The organism is Enterobacter huaxiensis, assembly GCF_003594935.2.
In the GTDB taxonomy this organism is placed as follows: Bacteria; Pseudomonadota; Gammaproteobacteria; order Enterobacterales; family Enterobacteriaceae; genus Enterobacter; species Enterobacter huaxiensis.
Map to the genome: position 1 here is coordinate 2736235 of NZ_CP043342.1, position 20617 is coordinate 2756851.

General features: G+C 55.2%; 22 protein-coding genes. 14 read left to right on the plus strand and 8 right to left on the minus strand.

Features of this window, described 5'->3' with window-relative positions; genetic code table 11:
* The first annotated feature begins 162 nt into the window (after positions 1-162).
* A complete protein-coding gene (locus tag D5067_RS13050) occupies positions 163-1524 on the plus strand; it encodes a sensor domain-containing diguanylate cyclase (protein WP_119934495.1) in 1362 nt (453 codons plus the stop codon).
* 37 nt (positions 1525-1561) lie between these two features.
* Here the strand turns inward: D5067_RS13050 and slyA are convergent, their stop codons facing one another.
* Positions 1562-2002 (minus strand): transcriptional regulator SlyA, encoded by a 441-nt coding sequence (slyA, locus tag D5067_RS13055; protein ID WP_119934496.1) that lies wholly within the window; start codon positions 2000-2002, stop codon positions 1562-1564.
* A 186-nt stretch (positions 2003-2188) separates the two neighbouring features.
* Between slyA and D5067_RS13060 the strand changes: the two genes are divergently transcribed.
* From D5067_RS13060 to D5067_RS13070, 3 genes are read left to right on the plus strand one after another with little or no spacing between them, the layout of a single operon-like run.
* Positions 2189-2425, plus strand: a complete 237-nt coding sequence (locus D5067_RS13060; protein ID WP_119934497.1) for a DUF1656 domain-containing protein — start codon at positions 2189-2191, stop codon at positions 2423-2425.
* 2 nt (positions 2426-2427) lie between these two features.
* A complete protein-coding gene (locus D5067_RS13065; RefSeq protein ID WP_119934498.1) occupies positions 2428-3288 on the plus strand; it encodes an efflux RND transporter periplasmic adaptor subunit in 861 nt (286 codons plus the stop codon).
* Complete coding sequence (locus tag D5067_RS13070) at positions 3289-5322, plus strand: FUSC family protein (protein WP_119934499.1); 2034 nt, start codon at positions 3289-3291, stop codon at positions 5320-5322.
* Here the strand turns inward: D5067_RS13070 and sodC are convergent.
* From sodC to D5067_RS13085, 3 genes are all read right to left on the minus strand, one after another.
* A complete protein-coding gene (gene sodC / locus D5067_RS13075) occupies positions 5301-5819 on the minus strand; it encodes a superoxide dismutase [Cu-Zn] SodC (protein ID WP_119934500.1) in 519 nt (172 codons plus the stop codon). The genes D5067_RS13070 and sodC overlap by 22 nt on opposite strands.
* A gap of 80 nt (positions 5820-5899) precedes the next feature.
* Positions 5900-6796: an aldo/keto reductase gene (locus D5067_RS13080; RefSeq protein WP_119934501.1), complete on the minus strand. Its 897-nt coding sequence runs from the start codon at positions 6794-6796 to the stop codon at positions 5900-5902.
* Positions 6797-6844: 48 nt separating this feature from the next.
* Positions 6845-7096 (minus strand): DUF1289 domain-containing protein, encoded by a 252-nt coding sequence (locus D5067_RS13085; protein WP_162497932.1) that lies wholly within the window; start codon positions 7094-7096, stop codon positions 6845-6847.
* 136 nt (positions 7097-7232) lie between these two features.
* Here D5067_RS13085 and eptA point away from each other — a divergent pair, with 136 nt between their 5' ends.
* From eptA to rnt, 5 genes are all read left to right on the plus strand, one after another.
* Entirely contained in the window at positions 7233-8873 is a 1641-nt protein-coding gene (eptA, locus tag D5067_RS13090; RefSeq protein WP_119934503.1) for a phosphoethanolamine transferase EptA, read from the plus strand.
* A gap of 26 nt (positions 8874-8899) precedes the next feature.
* Entirely contained in the window at positions 8900-9499 is a 600-nt protein-coding gene (locus D5067_RS13095; RefSeq protein WP_119934504.1) for a TetR/AcrR family transcriptional regulator, read from the plus strand.
* Positions 9500-9552: 53 nt separating this feature from the next.
* Positions 9553-10650 (plus strand): alkene reductase, encoded by a 1098-nt coding sequence (locus D5067_RS13100; RefSeq protein WP_119934505.1) that lies wholly within the window; start codon positions 9553-9555, stop codon positions 10648-10650.
* A 99-nt stretch (positions 10651-10749) separates the two neighbouring features.
* Positions 10750-11157, plus strand: a complete 408-nt coding sequence (gloA, locus tag D5067_RS13105; RefSeq protein WP_167456763.1) for a lactoylglutathione lyase — start codon at positions 10750-10752, stop codon at positions 11155-11157.
* A 93-nt stretch (positions 11158-11250) separates the two neighbouring features.
* The gene (gene rnt / locus D5067_RS13110; RefSeq protein ID WP_119934507.1) at positions 11251-11910 is read left to right on the plus strand and encodes a ribonuclease T; all 660 of its coding nucleotides are present in this window, start codon (positions 11251-11253) and stop codon (positions 11908-11910) included.
* Positions 11911-11973: 63 nt separating this feature from the next.
* Here rnt and grxD read toward each other — a convergent pair whose 3' ends face one another.
* The gene (gene grxD, locus D5067_RS13115) at positions 11974-12321 is read right to left on the minus strand and encodes a monothiol glutaredoxin 4 (RefSeq protein WP_014069964.1); all 348 of its coding nucleotides are present in this window, start codon (positions 12319-12321) and stop codon (positions 11974-11976) included.
* A gap of 338 nt (positions 12322-12659) precedes the next feature.
* Between grxD and D5067_RS13120 the strand changes: the two genes are divergently transcribed.
* Together D5067_RS13120 and sodB are read left to right on the plus strand one after the other, a co-directional pair.
* The gene (locus tag D5067_RS13120; RefSeq protein ID WP_119934508.1) at positions 12660-13433 is read left to right on the plus strand and encodes a C40 family peptidase; all 774 of its coding nucleotides are present in this window, start codon (positions 12660-12662) and stop codon (positions 13431-13433) included.
* A 121-nt stretch (positions 13434-13554) separates the two neighbouring features.
* Complete coding sequence (sodB, locus tag D5067_RS13125) at positions 13555-14136, plus strand: superoxide dismutase [Fe] (RefSeq protein ID WP_119934509.1); 582 nt, start codon at positions 13555-13557, stop codon at positions 14134-14136.
* Positions 14137-14173: 37 nt separating this feature from the next.
* Here the strand turns inward: sodB and D5067_RS13130 are convergent, their stop codons facing one another.
* On the minus strand, positions 14174-15340 hold the full coding sequence (locus tag D5067_RS13130) for an MFS transporter (protein ID WP_119934510.1): 1167 nt from the start codon (positions 15338-15340) through the stop codon (positions 14174-14176).
* A 163-nt stretch (positions 15341-15503) separates the two neighbouring features.
* A complete protein-coding gene (gene cydH / locus D5067_RS13135; RefSeq protein WP_119934511.1) occupies positions 15504-15593 on the minus strand; it encodes a cytochrome bd-I oxidase subunit CydH in 90 nt (29 codons plus the stop codon).
* A 297-nt stretch (positions 15594-15890) separates the two neighbouring features.
* On the opposite strand from cydH, the gene purR reads away from it, so the two are divergent.
* Entirely contained in the window at positions 15891-16916 is a 1026-nt protein-coding gene (purR, locus tag D5067_RS13140; protein WP_119934512.1) for an HTH-type transcriptional repressor PurR, read from the plus strand.
* 5 nt (positions 16917-16921) lie between these two features.
* Here purR and punR read toward each other — a convergent pair whose 3' ends face one another.
* Positions 16922-17845: a DNA-binding transcriptional activator PunR gene (gene punR / locus D5067_RS13145; protein WP_119934513.1), complete on the minus strand. Its 924-nt coding sequence runs from the start codon at positions 17843-17845 to the stop codon at positions 16922-16924.
* Positions 17846-17959: 114 nt separating this feature from the next.
* On the opposite strand from punR, the gene punC reads away from it, so the two are divergent.
* Together punC and cfa are read left to right on the plus strand one after the other, a co-directional pair.
* Positions 17960-19159: a purine nucleoside transporter PunC gene (punC, locus tag D5067_RS13150; RefSeq protein WP_119934514.1), complete on the plus strand. Its 1200-nt coding sequence runs from the start codon at positions 17960-17962 to the stop codon at positions 19157-19159.
* A 299-nt stretch (positions 19160-19458) separates the two neighbouring features.
* A complete protein-coding gene (gene cfa, locus D5067_RS13155; protein WP_119934515.1) occupies positions 19459-20607 on the plus strand; it encodes a cyclopropane fatty acyl phospholipid synthase in 1149 nt (382 codons plus the stop codon).
* Positions 20608-20617 lie beyond the last annotated feature (10 nt).

The window sequence follows — 20617 nt, forward strand, 5'->3', positions numbered from 1 at the left end:
TACAAAAAGCATCATTTAAACAAATATAATTACACAATACATTCATTCAACTTATTATTATTCCCCCAGCATATTGTTCCTGCGCAAAGTATTTATCTCGCCCATTCTTTACACTGACCGCCATTCATTTTTCTCATTCTTTATAATTTTGTTAAAACTTATATGCTTGCGATCGGTTGTTATGTAAAAAATCGTTATATTGCGTTTAGCCTCGGCTGCGTTCTCATCATCGGGATATTACAGGGATTATTTTCAAAGCTTATTGAACTGGTTCCCTCGTTCTCGCCGCTGTTATTTCCTACGCTCACCATTTTTTTACTGGTATTTCATCTGCTAATTGCCTGCTTTATGGTAATGAAATATTGGTGTGACAGACGAAGACTGTATCTCATGGCGATTGCGTTTGCCTTTGCGGGATCGGCGTTCCTGATGGTGGGAACCTTGTCGTGTTTTCCCGCATGGCTGGATCACACTCGGCTCAACATCATCAATTATAATGATGCGATGATCTTTTATATGTTCCGCCACCTGCTAATGGCGGTACTGATCCTGGCGTCGGCATTGCTCTACACCCTGCGCCACACCGCGCTTTCGCGCCTGGCGCATATTGCTATTATCACCGGCACGTCTCTGTTTACCGCCTGCATCCTTGTGCTGGCCTGGGTATACTCCAGCCATTCGCCGCTGTTATCTGTCGACCTGGTAGATAATGAAACGCACCAGTTTATGATGCTCTGGAGCCAGGCGATTAATATCATACTGATCGTTCTGTGGGTGGTTACATTAGCCACTTTGATGGCGATTACCCGCGTACGTAATCTGTTTTGGGCTGGCGGTAATTTTTTATGCGTCTGCTATATCGTGACGCTGACAATGCTGGCGCTGGGTGTACAAGCGGAAGATTACGCCTGGTATCGTGCGCGCTTATTTGAAACCGTCGCTACCCTGCTCATTATTTTTATTCTGCTATACGACGTGTTTAATCTTTACCGTGAATCACATTTGAAATATCAGCAGTCCTATCAGAATTCGATTCGCGACCCGCTCACCCGGCTCTACAACCGCAGCTATTTTTATGACGCGTTAAACCAGGCTCTCCAGCATGCGAAAGAGACGCGTCCGGTCTCGGTTATTGTGAGCGATCTGGATCGCTTCAAGCGTATTAACGACTGCTACGGACATCTTCAGGGTGATAAGGTGCTGCAGTTCGTCTCTAATTTGCTGATGGACTCGGTGCGTCCGCAGGATATTGCGGCACGTATCGGCGGAGAGGAGTTTGTGCTGATGCTGAGCAATACCTCTTCTGACGCCGCGCTTCAGGTGGCAGAGCGCATAAGGCTCAAGCTGAGCAGCTTCGATAAAGCCAGCAGCGAGGGGCAGCTGCCGGAGCCGATTACGATCAGTATGGGCGTCTTTACCGCGGCCTCGTCGGAAATAACGGCCGAAATGTGCGTAGAAAGTGCGGATAAGGCCATGTACGAGGCAAAAGAGACCGGTCGTAACCGGGTAGTGGTTTTCCGCTAAAAAAAAGGCCTTGCATCAGCAAGGCCTTTTTAGATTATCAATCGCGTGACTGCAGTTCGTGGATATTTTGCTCAAGGCGAGCAATCAGTCCGATGAGCATTTCAAGCTCTTCAGGGCCGATCCCTGAAAGGATCTCGCCCCGCGTTTTGCTGATCACAGCTTCCATCTCGGTGATGATAGGCGCCGCTTTTTCAGTGAGTTTAATCCGCTTTGCGCGACGATCGCTGGCGCAGGTTTGCCGGGAGATCAGCCCCTTCTCCTCCAGCTGGTCGAGCGTACGCACCAACGAAGGCTGCTCGATACCGATCGCTTTTGCCAGTTGAATTTGCGACTGGTCGGGCGGGAGCTGATGAATGTTATGCAGCGTTACCCAATGCGTCTGTGTCAATTCCAGAGGTTTCAGGCGATGGTCAATCAGAGCACGCCAGACGCGTACTAACCTTGCCAGATCAGAACCTAATGGCGATTCCAATTTCATCTCCTTATAATTAGCTTGCTAAGTTATTATACTGATTTTAGAATAGTGTGCAGCATTTATATTGCCAAAACAAATGCAATACTGCATTCATCGAAGTTATAAGTATGAATTACACTGAGAACTGATGCGTCATCGCGTCTCGCCAGGCCATCGTGGCACTCTCTCCATTGCAAAGGATCACTGCTCGTGACGTTCTCCTTAAGCTCCGCGGGGTTACCCCTTCAGGACCTGATTGTTGGTGCATCAGTCTATTTCCCTCCTCTGTTTAAAGCTGTCCTGCTGGGCTTTTTGATCTGGCTGGTCGCGCATCGCCTGCTTCGCGACTGGATGTACTCCGGCGAAATCTGGCATCCCATGTTAATGGACCTCTCGCTGTTTGCACTTTCCGTGTGTCTTGGCCTTGCCGTGTTGATTGTGTGGTGAATATGTCTCTGAAAACGCTTAAATACTTTTCCACCCTTATCGTACTGGCCCTGGCGCTGATCGCTGGCTGGTGGCTGTGGAATTTTTACATGCAGTCGCCCTGGACGCGTGATGGCAAAATCCGCGCGGAACAGGTCAGTATTACCCCGCAGGTTTCCGGCAGTATCACGACGCTTCTTGTTAAGGATAACCAGTTCGTTAAAAAGGGTGATGTTTTATTCCACATCGACGAGACGCCCTACCACATCGCTATCCTCAACGCCCAGGCGCAGCTGGCGAAAGCCCAGTCTGATTTAGCCAAAGCCAACAACGAAGCGAACCGTCGCCGCCATCTCTCGCAGAATTACATTTCAGCCGAAGATTTAGACACGGCCAACATCAACGTGAAGGCTATGCAGGCCAGCGTGCATGTGGCTGAGGCCGCGCTTAAGCAGGCGCAGTGGGAGCTTACGCAGACGGTAGTCGCGGCGCCGGTGGACGGATGGGTAACCAATCTTTCTGCCCGCGTGGGCAACTACGCCACCACCGGGCAACCTGTTTTCGCCCTGGTCGACAGCCACTCCTTCTATGTTGTGGGGTATTTCGAAGAGACCAAACTCCGACATATTCAGGAAGGCGCGCCCGCAACCATTACCCTCTACAGCGGCTCGCAAAGGTTACAGGGTCACGTATCCAGCATTGGCCGCGCGATATACGATCAGAGCGTCGAGACGGATTCCGGGCTGGTGCCGGACATCAAGCCCAACGTGCCCTGGGTGCGCCTGGCTCAGCGCGTACCGGTCCGCGTAGAGTTCGACACCTTGCCGGACAATATCACGCTGGTGTCGGGCACCACCTGCACCGTCTCTATCGGGACGCGATAAATGAACCTGCAGGCTTTCTCCTGGCGCAACACGCCGTGGATTAAAGCGACGCGCCCGCAGTGGCGCTATGCGCTGCGTAACGGCATCGCGATGTGCCTTGCGCTCACGGTTGCCTATTATCTGAATCTGGACGAGCCCTACTGGGCAATGACGTCTGCGGCAGTGGTGAGCTTCCCCACCGTTGGGGGAGTGATCAGCAAAAGCCTGGGCCGCGTGGCAGGAAGCCTGCTGGGTGCCACCGCCGCGTTAATCATCGCCGGCCATACCCTGAACGACCCGTGGCTGTTTTTACTGAGCATGGCGGCGTGGCTGGGGTTTTGCACCTGGGCCTGCGCCCATTTTACCAACAACGTCGCTTACGCCTTTCAGCTGGCCGGGTATACCGCCGCTATCATCGCCTTTCCGGTCGTCAACGTGCTGGATACCACGGAGCTGTGGGATATTGCCCAGGCGCGCGTGTGCGAAGTGATTGTCGGTATCCTCAGCGGGGGCGTGATGATGATGATCCTCCCCAGCACCTCCGACGGCACCGCGCTGATCGCAGCGTTAAAAACCATGCATACCCGCCTGCTGGAACACGCGAGCCTGCTCTGGCAACCCGACATCAGCGACGACATCCGCGTGGCGCATGAAAAAGTGATTGGCCAGATCCTGACCATGAATTTGCTGCGCATTCAGGCCTTCTGGAGCCACTACCGTTTCCGTCGCCAGAACGCGCTGCTGAACTACCTGCTGCATCAGCAGCTGCGCATGACCAGCGCCATCTCCAGCCTGCGCCGGATGTTGCTTAACTGGCCGTCGCCGCCGGAAGATACCCGCGCCGTGATTGAAACGCTGCTCGCGGCGCTGGCAAAACCCGATGCCGATATGTACACCGTAGCGCGTATTATCGCCCCGCTGGCCCCAACGGATGAGTATGACTACCGGCACCGCGCATTCTGGCAGCGTCTGAACTATTTTTGCCGCTTATATTTGCGCAGCAGCCGGTGGATAAAAGCCGTCGAAAACGCCACGCCGATAACCGAGTTCACCGTACCCAGCAGCCCGGCGCTGGCGCGTCATACTGACTACATGGAAGCGCTGTGGAGCGGTTTTCGCACCTTCTCCGCCCTCATGCTGGTTGGCGCCTGGAGTATTACCACGCAGTGGGAGTCCGGCAGCGCCGCGTTAACCCTGGCCGCCATCAGCTGCGTTCTGTACTCCGTTGTTGCCTCCCCCTTTAACTCCCTGACGCTGCTGCTGCGCACGCTGGTGCTGCTTTCGCTGTTTAGCTTTGTCGTGAAGTTTGGGCTGATGGTGCAAGTCAGCGACCTATGGCAGTTCCTGCTGTTTCTCTTTCCCCTCTTAACCACCATGCAGCTGCTGAAGCTGCAGATGCCTAAGCTGGCCGGCCTGTGGGGGCAGCTCATCGTGTTTATGGGCTCGTTTATCTCGGTCACCAATCCGCCGGTGTATGATTACGCGGATTTTCTTAACGACAATCTGGCGAAGATCCTCGGCGTGGGGCTTGCGTGGCTGGCCTTCGCGGTGCTTCGCCCGGGTTCGGATGCCCGTAAAAGCCGCCGTCATATTCGCGAGCTGCGCCGAGGGTTTGTCGATCAGCTCAGCCGGAAGCCCCACCTGCGCGAGAGCGAATATGAATCGCTGGTGTATCACCATGTCAGCCAGCTGAATAACAGCCAGGACTCTCTTTCCCGCCGCTGGCTATTGCGCTGGGGCGTGGTGCTGCTGAACTGTTCACATGTCGTCTGGCAGCTGCGCGCGTGGGAGACGCGTTCTGACCCGCTTTCGCAGGTCCGCGATGTTTGCATTGCCCTGCTGCGGGATGTGATGAGCGAGCGCGGTGTTCAGCAGCGTCCGCTCAGCCTGACGCTCGCCGAGCTTCAGCGCATTTGCGATACACTCGCCCGGCATCATTTACCGGCAGCGCGGGATTTAGCCTCGATAATATGGCGGCTGCACTGCTCGCTATCACAGCTCGAGCAGGCCCCGCCGCCGGGAACGATTGGGGGTCAGATAACCCCGCAGGCGTAGCGTGCCCCGCCGCCGCCAAGCGGTTTGGGCCGATCGGACATGTTATCGCCGCCGACGTGGACCATCAGCGCTTTGCCTTTGACCTCATCCAGCTTTTTCAACCGTGGGGCGACAACCGGGTCCGTGGCTTTGCCGTCGTTGTTGACCACCAGCACCGGCAGGTCGCCAAGGTGACCCATGCCGTCAGGCCCTTCATGTTTACCTGAATGCTGCGGGTCGAGGTGGCCGCCTGCGGCCTCTGCCGCCGAGGCTTTACCCTCTTTCAGAGCGGGCTGACAGCTGCCTTTGGCATGCACATGGAATCCATGCTCGCCGGGAGGAAGGGCTTTGAGATTAGGCGCAAACTCCAGCCCCTTATCGGTTTCGGTGATTTTCACCGTTCCGATGGACTGGCCTACACCCTGTGAGGTGACGAGATTCAGTTCCACTTCGTCGCTGGCTGCCTGCGCCCCTGCGCAAACAACCAGCGTAACGACTGCCAGAGCAAAACGCTTCATATGACCTCCTCGGGTTATTTTTTGCCCCTTAAGTGTATACCAGGGGCAGAGATTTCACCGGAAAGGCCTCTTTTAGCGGATTAAGGTACGTCGTAGCCCAGCGCGGCTTTACGGATGCGGAACCACTGCTGGCGGGTCATCTGCAGCTCTTCCGCTGCCAGCGCGGAACGCACGCGCTCAATTTTACCGGAGCCAATAATCGGCAGCGGCTGGGATGGCAGGCGCAGGATCCACGCGTACACCACCTGTTCAATGCTCTCAGCGTTGAGCTCGCGGGAAATGGTTTCAAGCTCATCGCGTAACGGCTGGAACTCATCATCGTTAAACAGACGGCCACCGCCCAGGCACGACCATGCCATAGGACGAATGCGCAGCTGCTGGAGCTGATCGAGCGTGCCGTCCAGCAGCAGAGGCTGGTGAACCGGAGAGATTTCGACCTGATTTGTCGCCAGCGTAAACGGCAGGCGGGACTGGAGAAGCGCAAACTGCGCCGGAGTGAAGTTAGACACGCCGAAATGACGGACCTTGCCGCTCTGGTGGAGATTCAGGAACGCCTCCGCCACGTCGTCGGCGTTCATCAGCGGATCGGGACGGTGGATCAGCAGCAGGTCGATATAGTCCGTCGCCAGATTTACCAGCGATTGCTCAGCGCTTTTCACGATGTGCGCGCTGTCGGTGATGTAATGACCGAGAGCGTGTTCAGGTTTCGCGGTGGTCGCAATCCCGCACTTGGTCACGATCTCCATACGCTGACGAAGCGCCGGATTCAGCTTCAATGCTTCACCAAATGCGGCTTCGCACTGATAGCCGCCGTAGATATCAGCATGATCGACCGTGGTAATGCCTAAATCGAGATGCTCTTCAATAAAGCTCGCGAGCTGAAGGGGGGACATATTCCAGTCCATCAGACGCCAGTAGCCCATCACAAAACGGGAGAATTCCGGGCCCTGGGGGGCAAGGGTAATACGCTGAACCATAACAATTTCCTCGAGGAAGTAATGGTATCAGTATACGCAATTACCTCGCTAAAACAGTGAAGGTTGCTGCGGTTCTTCGGTTTCCCCCGCTTTGTTTGCGCGAATTTTACGCAGCAGACGCTGCCGGCAGAGGCGAATGACGTCCTGCTTTTGGGTATCGCTAAAGTTTTGCCAGTTAAATCGCTCGTCGCGGGTGCGCATACATCCTCGACAATATCCACGCTCATCCACCTGACAAATACCCCGGCACGGGCTCTGGATGGGGAAAAACTCCAGTTGCTCTGCCACACACACCTCCATACACCGTTGCTCACCTACAGTGAAGACGCTAAACGCCTTAGGTGCAAGGGCATTACCACAGTTTTGTGGCATTAAGGTTTCACTAATCTTCCGTACCTATACTTGCATCATCAATATAACGACTGGTTTGTAGACAATGTGGTTTGCTAAAAAGTTACAGTGTAACGATATTAAATTCACTCTGGGCTGCGCGCTCTTCTTCACCGTACTCAACGCGCTCTTTATTCAGCGCAGCTGGGCCATAATTGCGCCAGCGCAGCTGCATGACATCTTATTCGCCGCTTCCGTGCCGCTGGTGTTGTTCTGCGGCTGGGTCATTATCTTTAGCGTGCTCAATATCCCGTACCTTCGTAAACCACTGCTGATCCTGTTAACCATGGGATGCGCGGGAGCGACGTACTTTATGTATACCTACGGCGCGGTTATCGATCAGAACATGATCGTAAACGTGTTCGAAACGAACTCTCAGGAAGCTACCGCGCTGGTCACGCCGCAGATGCTCGTGTGGATTGCCGTAGCAGGCCTGCTCCCCTCCTTTGTGCTGGCCTTGACCCGCATTCGTACCGGTAAATGGTGGTATGCCCTGCTGATGCGTTTTGCCGCGATGCTCGGCGCGCTTCTGGTGATTATTTTAGTCGCCGCGGTGTTCTATAAGGATTACGCCTCGCTGTTTCGCAACAATAAAAGCATCGTCAAGATGGTTACCCCGGCGAACTACGTCAGCGCGGTGGTCAAATACAGTAAGATGCGCTGGTTTGCCGGCGACCAAACTCTGGTTCGCATTGGCGAAGATGCCCATAAAGGCCCCGTGATTACCGGGCAGCAAAAGAAGACCGTTCTGGTGCTGGTTGTCGGAGAAGCCTCGCGCGCGGCAAACTACTCGCTCAACGGGTATAACCGTGAAACAAACCCAGAACTGAAAAAACAGGATGTCATTAACTTCCCGCAGGCTTCTTCCTGTGGGACGGAAACCGCAGTGTCGGTTCCCTGCATGTTCTCCGGGATGCCGCGTAAAAAATACGATGCTGACCTGGCGCGTCATCAGGAGGGATTACTTGACGTGCTGGGCCACGCCGGCATCAACCTGCTGTGGCGCGACAACGACGGCGGCTGTAAAGGAGCCTGTGACCGCGTACCGCACACGGACATGACCCAGTGGAAACTGGATCAGTTCTGCAAAGACAAGTCCTGCATTGATGATGTGAATCTCTATCGTCTGGATAACGTACTGGACGGACTGAAGCAGGATACCGTGCTGGTTATCCACCTGATGGGCAGCCACGGTCCGGCCTACTACAACCGTTATCCCGGCGCGTTCCGCCAGTTCACGCCGACCTGTGATACCAACGAAATTCAGGATTGCGATCATCAGGCGCTGATTAACACCTATGACAACACCATCCTGTACACGGACAGCGTGGTCAGTAAAACGATCGACGCGCTGAAGGCTCGCCAGGCAAGCATGAATACGGCGCTGATCTACCTCTCAGATCACGGTGAATCGCTGGGTGAAAGCGGAATTTACCTTCACGGTACGCCGTATATGCTGGCACCAGAGCAGCAAACGCACATTCCGTTTATGGTCTGGCTGTCACAGGACTATGCGAAAAACTATGGCGTTAACGCGCAGTGTCTGCGCGACAGTGCGGCAAAAAATGCGGTTTCACAAGACAATCTGTTCTCCACGGTACTGGGCATGATGGATGTTAAATCAGGGGTTTATCAGCAGCAGATGGATATTTTAAACGCATGTCGTCACGAAACGCGCTTGCAATAGACCGAACGGTCTATTAGAGTGCGGCCATGAGCAGAAATACTGAACACGATACGCGCGAACATTTACTGGCGACCGGCGAGCGTCTTTGCATGCACCGCGGTTTCACCGGTATGGGGCTGAGCGAGTTACTCAAAACCGCCGAGGTGCCGAAGGGGTCGTTTTACCACTACTTCCGCTCCAAAGAGGCGTTTGGCGTGGCGATGCTGGAGCGGCACTATGCCAGCTACCATCAGCGCCTGGCCACCCACTTCGCCAGCGGTGAAGGTAACTATCGCGATCGCGTTCTGAATTACTATCAGGAAACGCTGACACAGTTCTGTCAGCAGGGCATCATCAGCGGTTGCCTGACGGTAAAGCTCTCTGCCGAAGTGTGCGATCTTTCCGAAGATATGCGCACGGCGATGGATAAAGGTGCCACCGGCGTGATCGCCCTTCTGGCGAAGGCGCTGGAGAAAGGCCGTGATGAAAAAACGCTGGCCTTCACCGGCGAACCGTTAACGCAGGCGCAGGTATTGTATGCCCTCTGGCTGGGCGCCAACCTGCAGGCCAAGATTTCTCGCAGTGCCGTGCCGCTCGAAAGCGCGCTGGCACATGTGAAAAGCAGTATTACAGCGCCTGGCGTGTAGCAGGCGTTTTTATTTACTTAATCACTAGTCGACTGGTCTACTCAGGAGTCTTTATGTCCGCTGAAAAGTTATTTACCCCACTGAAAGTGGGTGCCGTTACCGCACCAAACCGCGTGTTTATGGCTCCACTCACCCGTCTGCGCAGCATTGAACCGGGTGACATCCCTACCCCTCTGATGGGTGAATATTACCGTCAGCGCGCCAGCTCTGGTCTGATTATCTCTGAGGCCACGCAGATTTCCGCCCAGGCGAAAGGCTATGCGGGTGCGCCTGGCCTGCACAGCCCGGAACAGATCGCCGCGTGGAAGAAAATCACCGCTGGCGTGCACGCTGAAGATGGCCGCATTGCGGTGCAGCTGTGGCATACCGGCCGTATTTCTCACAGCAGCATTCAGCCTGGCGGCCAGGCGCCGGTCTCCGCCTCTGCCCTGAGCGCGAACACCCGCACCTCTCTGCGTGACGAGAACGGCCAGGCTATTCGCGTTGATACCTCCATGCCGCGCGCGCTGGAGCTGGACGAGATCCCGGGCATCGTCAACGATTTCCGTCAGGCCGTTGCCAACGCCCGTGAAGCCGGTTTTGACATGGTAGAGCTGCACTCTGCGCACGGTTACCTGCTGCACCAGTTCCTGTCACCGTCCTCCAACCATCGTACCGACCAGTACGGCGGCAGCGTTGAAAACCGCGCGCGTCTGGTGCTGGAAGTGGTGGATGCAGTATGTAAAGAGTGGAGCGCAGACCGTATTGGTATTCGCGTCTCTCCGATCGGTTCTTTCCAGAACGTCGACAACGGCCCGAACGAAGAAGCCGATGCTCTGTATCTGATCGAAGAGCTGGCGAAACGCGGTATCGCCTATCTGCACATGTCCGAGCCGGACTGGGCCGGCGGCCAGCCTTACACCGAATCCTTCCGTCAGAAAGTGCGCGAGCGCTTCCACGGCGCGATCATCGGCGCGGGCGCCTACACGCCGGAGAAAGCGGAAGATCTGATCGGTAAAGGCCTGATCGACGCGGTCGCCTTCGGTCGCGATTACATCGCTAACCCGGACCTCGTTGCGCGTCTGCAGAAGAAAGCCGAGCTGAACCCGCAGCGCCCTGAAAGCTTCTATGGCGGCGGCGCAGAAGGCTACACCGACTATCCTTCTCTGTAATCCCCCTTTGTGCATTGATAGCGGCGATACTTCGCCGCTATACTAAAACATCGTTTCTGTTCAAAAAGATCATCCATTCCATTGGTTAATGAGGAAATTATGCGCCTACTTCACACCATGCTGCGCGTTGGCGACCTGCAGCGTTCTGTCGATTTCTACACTAACGTTCTGGGTATGACGCTGCTGCGCACCAGCGAAAACCCGGAATATAAATATTCCCTGGCGTTCGTCGGTTACGGCCCGGAATCTGATGAAGCGGTCATTGAGCTGACCTATAACTGGGGCGTAGAAAGCTACGAGCTGGGAACCGCGTACGGCCATATCGCGCTGGAAGTGGATAACGCAGCTGAAGCCTGCGAACGTATCCGCAGCAACGGCGGTAACGTGACCCGCGAAGCTGGTCCGGTAAAAGGCGGCACCACGGTGATTGCCTTTGTTGAAGATCCCGACGGTTACAAAATCGAGCTGATCGAAGCCAAAGATGCCGGTCGCGGCCTGGGCAACTGATCCCGCAGGGCGCAATATGCGCCCGTAGTTTTACTTCCCCTCTCAAAATTTGCCATAATGCGCACTGCTTTTTTCCCCTTGTAAGAGACCCTGATGTCCGATAACGCTCAATTTACCGGTCTGTGCGACCGTTTTCGTGGTTTTTATCCCGTTGTTATTGATGTAGAAACAGCCGGATTTAACGCTAAAACCGATGCGCTGCTTGAGATTGCCGCCATCACGCTGAAGATGGACGAACAGGGCTGGCTTATCCCGGACACCACGCTGCATTTCCACGTTGAACCCTTTGAAGGCGCAAACCTGCAGCCAGAAGCCCTGGCGTTTAACGGCATCGATCCGAAGAACCCGCTGCGCGGCGCCGTCAGCGAATACGAGGCGCTTCACGCCATTTTCAAAATGGTGCGTAAGGGCATGAAAGAGAGCGACTGCAGCCGCGCCATTATGGTGGCCCACAACGCCACCTTCGATCACAGCTTCACGATGGCCGCAGCGGAGCGCGCATCGCTGAAACGTAACCCGTTCCATCCGTTTGTGACCTTCGACACCGCGGCGCTGAGTGGCCTGGCGCTGGGGCAAACGGTCTTATCCAAAGCCTGTATCACAGCGGGGATTGCCTTTGACGGCACGCAGGCGCATTCTGCGCTCTACGATACCGAGCGCACGGCAGAGCTGTTCTGTGAGATTGTTAATCGCTGGAAACGCCTGGGCGGCTGGCCGCTGCCGATGGGCGAGGACGCGGCGCCAGAACTGTAGGCCTGTTAATCCGGCCAAAAAAAAGCGACCTCATAAGGTCGCTTTTTCATATCCACAGAGAACTTACTCTGCGTCTGGCTCTTCAGTTTTGTATTTGGCAGCCGTCTCTTTGATCAGCTGCTGCAGTTCGCCACGCTGATACATTTCGATCAGGATGTCGCAACCGCCAACCAGTTCACCGTCGACCCACAGCTGTGGGAAGGTCGGCCAGTTCGCGTATTTTGGCAGCTCAGCGCGGATGTCCGGGTTTTGCAGGATATCAACGTAAGCAAAACGCTCACCACAGGCAGACAGCGCCTGAACCGCTTGCGCGGAGAAACCGCAGCTCGGCAGCTTCGGAGAACCTTTCATGTACAGGAGAATCGGGTTTTCAGCAATCTGGTGCTGGATTTTTTCAATTGTGGTGCTCATGTCTTGCTTCCTTTAACTTCTGTTACGGCATTCGTCTGACATTGTAGCGGTTCAGACAGATATCGGAAAATAACATTTTTGTCACGTCTATATATTCTAACGTTTGGCACCATAAGTTGCATTGTAAATATAGCTTAACCCTATTCCCTATAAGGTTTTGCTTAGGGAGTGAACAATTGTGCTACAGAATGATGAATTTTTTTGCACTTGCTAACGAAACACGTTTTTAGATTGAAAAATGCTATTAACTTCCAGGGTTTTTATAGATTAGAATCGACGGGCTTTGTAAATCATACGCGGGTATTATTGAAGACCTGCACTTATCAGGGGACTGCCCAGTGGCGCGGATAACTAAAATCTCGATCACGCTCTGTGCTTTACTGTTTACAACACTCTCATTCACGCCGGCGGCGAACGCCTCTGAACAGGCGCGGCATTCTGCCGTACAAAAAACGCATCTGGCGAAAACCACAGAACGTAAGAAAAAAACCACCAGCAAGACGGAAAAAAAGAAAACCACCTCAAAGACCAAACAGACCGCCTCCAGCAAAACAAAAACAAAATCTTCCCGCACCGCGCATTCTACCAAAACCAAAGCCTCCCAAACCGCCGCTAATCTCGTTACCGAAAAATGCACTGCGCGCAAAGGCCATAAAGCGAAATGCACGAAAGTCACGAAAATAGCGGAAGTGCATAAGGTTCGCGTACAGAAAGCGCAAAAAACGGCGATGAATAAGTTAATGGGGCAAATCGGCAAACCGTATCACTGGGGAGGCACCTCCCCGCGTACCGGTTTCGACTGCAGCGGGCTGGTCTATTACGCCTATAAAGACTTAGTCAAATTCCGCATTCCGCGTACCGCTAACGAAATGTATCACCTGCGCGATGCGGCGCCGGTTAATCGCGGCGAACTCGAGAACGGCGACCTGGTCTTCTTCCGCACGCAGGGCCGCGGTACGGCTGACCATGTCGGCGTCTACGTGGGCAACGGGAAGTTTATCCAGTCGCCGCGCAGCGGCCAGGATATCCAGATAACATCTCTCAGCGAAGATTACTGGGTGCGCCACTATGTCGGCGCGCGTCGGGTCATGACGCCGAAAACCATTCGTTAATCCCTGCCCTGCCGCACCCGCGGCAGGGTAAGTTCCTCTTTTGCATACCCTTTCAATTTGCTATTCTGTCCTTGCTGTCTGTAGGGTTATTGGCAGCGTAACTATAATAAGGAGAGAAGCAATGTCGTTCGAATTACCTGCACTACCGTATGCAAAAGACGCCCTGGCACCCCATATTTCTGCAGAAACCCTGGAGTACCATTACGGCAAACATCACCAGACCTACGTCACCAACCTGAATAATTTGATCAAAGGCACCGATTTTGAAGGCAAAACGCTGGAAGAGATCGTGCGCAGCTCAGACGGTGGCATCTTCAATAACGCCGCTCAGGTCTGGAACCACACCTTCTACTGGCACTGCCTGGCACCGAATGCAGGCGGAGAACCGATCGGTGAGCTAGCTGCCGCCATCAACGCGGCGTTTGGCAGCTTCGCTGATTTCAAAGCGAGATTTACTGACGCAGCAATCAAAAACTTCGGTTCCGGCTGGACATGGCTGGTCAAAGAGGAAGATGGCAAACTGGCTATCGTATCAACGTCTAACGCGGGTACGCCGCTGACCACTCGCGCAACGCCGCTGATGACCGTGGACGTGTGGGAACACGCCTACTACATCGACTACCGCAACGCGCGACCTAACTATCTGGAGCACTTCTGGGCGCTGGCTAACTGGGAGTTTGTGGCGAAGAACTTCGCCGCATAAGAGACACGCAGAAGGGTTCGCCCTTCTGCGTTTTTATTTATTCCGCTGTGCATACCGTTTCTGGCTGCTTACGACCTGACATCAGCACCAGCAGCAAACCGAGCGCGGCAATGATTGCCCCCATCACCGGCACAAAGCTGTATCCCAGACCAGCCGAAATTACCGCTCCGCCCGCTGCTGCGCCCAGCGCATTGCCAAGGTTGAATGCTCCGATGTTTACGGAAGACGAAAGCCCTGGCGCCTCGTGGGCCACGCGCATCACACGCATCTGCAGCGGTGGTACGACGGCAAAGGTAGCCGCCCCCCAAACAACCATCGCGATGGCCGCACCGAATTCGTTACGCGCCAGCCACGGAATGGCAATCATGATGACGATCAGCAGGGTTAAAAAGCCTTTCAGCGTTCCGCTCACCGAACGGTCGGCCAGCTTGCCGCCCAGATAGTTGCCGATGGAGAAGCCCACGCCAATGAGCACCAGCATCGCGGTAATAAAGATCGGCGTCGCGTGAGTAATATCGTGCAGCACCGGGGAAATATAGGTGTAGAGCGTAAACATCGCCCCTGCGCCGAGAACGGTGGTCAGCAGTGCGGAGAGCACCTGCGGGCGCACCAGCACCGACAGCTCTTTACGCACGTCAGGGCGTTCGCCTGCGCTGCCTTTTGGCAGGGAGAAGAACAGTGCCACCATCGCGACAATGCCCAGCGCCGCGGTCGCGAGGAAGGACATACGCCAGCCGATCGCTTCACCCAGCCAGGTTGCAGCAGGCACACCGCCAATGTTGGCGATGGTCAGCCCCATAAACATGGTGGCAACCGCGCTGGCCTGCTTGTGCTTCGGCACCACGCTTGCCGCAACCACCGAGCCCAGACCGAAGAAAGCGCCGTGGTTAAGGCTGGTCAGAATACGGGAGAGCATCAGCGTGGTGTAATCCGGAGCGAGGGCTGAAAGCACGTTGCCTAGCGTAAAAATAGCCATCAGGAAAATCAGGGCGTTGCGGCGCGCGCGGTGCGAGAGCAGCAGCGTCATCAACGGCGCGCCAACCATCACGCCAACCGCGTAGGCGCTAATCAGCATACCGGCAGCCGGAATAGAGACGTCCACGCCTTTGGCGATGACGGGTAAAAGCCCCATTGGGGAGAATTCAGTAGTGCCAATCCCAAAAGCGCCAATCGCCAGGGCCAGCAGAGGAAAATTGATTTTCATGGGTTAACTCCGGATGCCGTGTCATTTCTCGACACAGAACAAAGAAGCCAAAAGCATGACATCAATCACAAAAAATGAGAAGTTAACATTTTGGCAAAAGATTTTTGCCGGAGGAGTAACAATCGGGGAAAATCGGAGGGAAAATACTCTCCCCCCGTTTGAATCAGTGCAGAACAGCCGTCAGACCCGCGGCAACAATCAGAGCCAGCACGATGATGGTGGTGGTCAGCGAAAACTTAAGATCGGTATTCATCAATTATTCTCCTTTTAATCACCCTACGAAAAGTGAGCTTGCTCATTTTTACACAGTTTACGTCAAAAATCTTCCTGGATTTAAACTGATATCCACTTTTGCTCTTCCCCTTTTCATCAAGATAGGACAAAATTCCACGCTAAATTTATTAGCGTACCGGCCATTGACCCCCTCCTGACGTCCTGTGTCGTTTTCCCGGCGTGTCGCAACTCAAGATTGCGTGATAAGGGTGAGAGAAGGCAAACGTTTACCTTCAAGTTTTTCAGGAGTTTAGGATATGGTCTGGAGTGACATTTCATGGCAACAATAAAAGACGTAGCAAAACGCGCAAACGTTTCCACTACAACCGTATCACACGTTATTAACAAAACCCGCTTTGTTGCAGAAGAGACGCGCAATGCGGTCTGGGCCGCGATCAAAGAGCTGCACTACTCACCGAGTGCGGTTGCGCGAAGCCTGAAAGTTAATCACACCAAGTCGATTGGCCTGCTGGCCACCAGCAGCGAAGCGGCCTATTTTGCCGAGATCATCGAAGCCGTCGAGAAAAACTGCTTCCAGAAGGGTTACACCCTGATTCTGGGCAACGCCTGGAACAGCCAGGAAAAGCAGCGCGCCTACCTGTCGATGATGGCGCAAAAGCGCGTCGACGGCCTGCTGGTCATGTGCTCTGAATACCCGGAGTCGGTTCTCTCTATGCTGGAAGAGTACCGTCACATCCCGATGGTGGTGATGGACTGGGGCGAAGCGCGGGCCGACTTTACCGATTCCGTCATTGATAACGCCTTTGAAGGCGGCTATATGGCGGGCCGGTATCTGATAGAGCGCGGTCACCGCGAGATAGGCGTCATTCCCGGCCCGCTGGAGCGCAACACCGGCGCTGGCCGTCTGGCCGGCTTTATGAAGGCGATGGAAGAAGCGCTGATCAACGTGCCGGAAAACTGGATTGTTCAGGGTGACTTTGAACCGGAATCCGGCTACCGCGCTATGCAGCAGATCGTCTCCCAACAGCACCGCCCTACCGCGGTATTCTGCGGCGGCGACATCATGGCGATGGGCGCACTCTGTGCGGCGGACGAACTGGGTCTGCGCGTGCCGCAGGACATCTCCGTTATCGGGTATGACAACGTGCGCAACGCGCGCTACTTCACCCCGGCGCTGACCACCATTCACCAGCCGAAGGACTCCCTGGGTGAAACGGCGTTTAATATGCTGATGGACAGGATCGTCAGCAAGCGCGAAGAGTCTCAGTCCATTGAAGTCCACCCGCGCCTCATCGAGCGCCGTTCCGTCGCGGACGGTCCTTTCCGCGACTACCGTCGTTAATGGCTTTACGGGGCCAGTTTATCTGGCTCCCGTAACCACTCCCTGTTCAACGTTTCACTGTCACCCAGGTAGTCCAGAAGCCAGGCCATGGCCGGCGAAACGTCATTTTGCTGCCAGGTCAGACAGCAGGCCGCATCCGGGAACGGATTTTCCAGCGTCAGGGCAACCCACTCTCCGGCGTCAATGCGCGGTCGCGCAAAGTGAACCGGCACCATCGCGACGCATAGCCCCGCAGAAAGGCACGTAGCCGAGGATTCCCAGTCAGGCGCCACGACGCGGCGCTGGTTGTCCAGCAGCCAGGTAATGCGCTTGGGCAGCGAACGCGACGTATCTTCCAGCACCAGCGACGGCCAGTTGCGCAACGTGTCGTCGCTGAGCGGCCCTTCCATGGCCGCCAGCGGGTGATCGCTTGCGACAACGCATTTCCAGCTCAGCATGCCCATATCGCGAAACGCGTAACGTCCGCCCACGGGGATCGCCTGCGTCGCGCCGATGGCCATCTCCGCCCTGCCGTCTGCCAGCGCGTCCCAGACGCCGTTGAACACCTCCTGGGAGACGCGCAGCTCAACGTCTGAGAAATGGCGATAGAAATCAACAATCATTTGCCGGGTGCGCTCAGGCTTAACAATGTTATCTACAGCGATGGAGAGATGCCCTCGCCAGCCGTTAGCGATCTGCTGACACTGCTCGCGGGTGATCTGCATTTTTTTGATAACAGACCGCCCTTCTTTCAAAAACCAGGCCCCGGCAGGCGTTAACTCGACGTCGCGATGACGCCGTTCAAAGAGCGGAACCGCCAGCCACTCCTCCAGCTGACGCACGGTGTAGCTGATGGCCGACGGGACGCGGTGCAGCTCCTGCGCGGCGCCGGTAAAACTGCCGTTACGCGCAACGGCGTCCACAACTTCAAGAGAATAATCTGACCACATTTTCTGCCTGCAAAAAATTTGAATGCACTTACCAAATATTAGCGTTTCACAAGCCGCTTTGCACTCCCTACACTCTCGGCCAACGTACACCTGCCTCCTCAGGAGAATAAAATAATGCAACCCAGGAAAGGATTTTTAGTCTGGCTCGGCGGCCTAAGCGTGCTGGGCTTTTTAGCGACCGATATGTATCTGCCCGCGTTCGCCGCAATGCAGGAAGATTTGCAAACCCCTGCCGCCGCCATCAGCGCCAGCCTGAGCCTGTTCCTCGCGGGCTTCGCCATCGCGCAGCTGCTCTGGGGACCGCTCTCTGACCGCTTTGGTCGTAAACCGGTGCTCCTCCTCGGTCTGGCTATTTTTGCCGTCGGCTGTCTGGGCATGCTGTGGGTTCGGGATGCCACCTGGCTGCTGGTGTTGCGCTTCATTCAGGCTGTCGGCGTCTGTGCCGCCGCCGTGACCTGGCAGGCGCTGGTGACCGATTACTATCCGGCCTCCCGCACAAACCGTATTTTCGCCACCATTATGCCGCTGGTCGGCCTTTCACCCGCCCTTGCTCCGCTGCTGGGCAGCTGGATCCTCGCGCATTTCGACTGGCAGGCGATCTTCGCGACGCTGTTCGCTATCACCCTTGTGCTGATGCTGCCTGCGTTCTTTCTTAAGCCTGCGCATAAAAAAGCGGCGCATCCTGACGCGAAGCCGATCACCTTTACGTCCTTACTGCAGGCCAAAGCCTATCGCGGTAACGTGCTGATCTACGCCGCGTGCTCTGCGAGCTTCTTCGCCTGGCTGACCGGTTCACCGTTCATCCTGCACGATATGGGCTACAGCCCTGCGGCTATCGGCCTGAGCTACGTCCCGCAGACCATCGCGTTTCTGGTGGGCGGCTACGGCTGCCGTGCGGCGCTGCAAAAATGGGAAGGCCAGCAGATGCTGCCATGGCTGCTGGTGCTGTACGCGCTCAGCGTGATCGGGACCTGGGCGGTTGGGTTTATTCCAGGGGCCGGTCTGGTAGAAATTTTGATTCCATTCTGCGTGATGGCGATTGCTAACGGTGCGATTTACCCTATCGTGGTCGCTCAGGCGCTACGTCCGTTCCCGCAGGCGACCGGCCGCGCTGCGGCGCTGCAGAATACCCTGCAGCTTGGCCTGTGCTTCCTGGCAAGCCTCGTGGTCTCTGCGCTGATTGCCACCCCGCTGCTGACCACCACCAGCGTGATGCTGGTTACCGTTGCGCTGGCGGCCATCGGCTATTGCATGCAGTCTTCCGCGCAGCGCGAGGAGAATGACCGCGCGCGGGCAGAAGCGTCACACGCATAGTCGCGCCGGAAATTATGTTACATTCCAGTGATTAGGTTGCTAAGAATTTTCTATTGAATCACCAAATTTTGAGGCCTATACTGAATTTGGTTCGATTAAATACGATAAATATTAAGTGTTAACGGGAGCCGGAGTGCTCCCGTTTTACCATGGAAGGCTTTTCGGCAAGGGTTATCTCCCTTCCTCTGTTCTACGTCGGATATTAGCCTCGCGGACATTTACCGTGAGATTTCTCACAAACCCTAAATAGCGTCTACGCTGTTTGAAGGTTCTGATCACAGCAAGGTGATGGGGAAGCTATGAGTTCATCGTGTATAGAAGAAGTTAGCGTTCCGGACGATAACTGGTCCCGGATCGTCAATGAGCTGTTAGGTCGTGCAGGCATCACTATCAATGGATCTTCGCCTTCAGATCCCCAGATTAAACATCCTGACTTTTTTAAACGTGTGTTGCAGGAGGGATCGTTAGGCCTGGGCGAAAGCTATATGGACGGCTGGTGGGAGTGCGAACGGCTGGATATGTTCTTCACTAGCGTCCTGCGCGCCGGTCTGGAAAAGCAGCTCCCGCGTCATTTCAAAGATACCCTGCGTATCGCCTCTGCCCGCTTATTCAACCTGCAAAGCAAAAAACGGGCATGGATCGTGGGTAAAGAGCACTACGACCTGGGAAACGATCTGTTCAGCCGCATGCTTGACCCGCTGATGCAATATTCCTGCGCTTACTGGAAAGAGGCTTCTACGCTTGAAGAAGCGCAGCAGGCCAAGCTGCGTCTGATTTGCGAAAAACTGCAGCTACAGCCCGGCATGCGCGTGCTGGATATCGGATGCGGCTGGGGCGGGCTGGCCTATTTTATGGCGAAGCATTACGGCGTAAGCGTGGTGGGCGTGACGATTTCGGCTGAACAGCGAAAAATGGCGCAGGAACGCTGCCAGGATCTGGACGTTGATATTCGCCTTCAGGATTATCGCGATCTGAACGAGCAGTTCGACCGCATTGTTTCCGTTGGGATGTTCGAGCACGTCGGGCCGAAAAATTATGCAACCTACTTCACCGTCGCGGATCGCAATTTAAAACCTGACGGCATTTTCTTATTGCACACCATCGGCTCTAAGCTGACCGACAATAACGTCGATCCGTGGATCAATAAATACATCTTCCCGAACGGCTGTTTGCCATCCGTACGCCAGATTGCCAACGCCAGCGAACCGCACTTTATTGTTGAGGACTGGCACAACTTCGGCGCGGACTACGACACCACGCTGATGGCCTGGCATGCACGTTTTCTGGAGGCATGGCCCGAGATTGCGGACAACTATTCCGAACGGTTCAAACGGATGTTCAGCTATTACCTGAATGCCTGCGCGGGTGCTTTCCGCGCGCGTGATATTCAGCTGTGGCAGGTGGTCTTTAGCCGCGGTATTGAACACGGCCTGCGGGTCCCCCGCTAAAAAATAACCC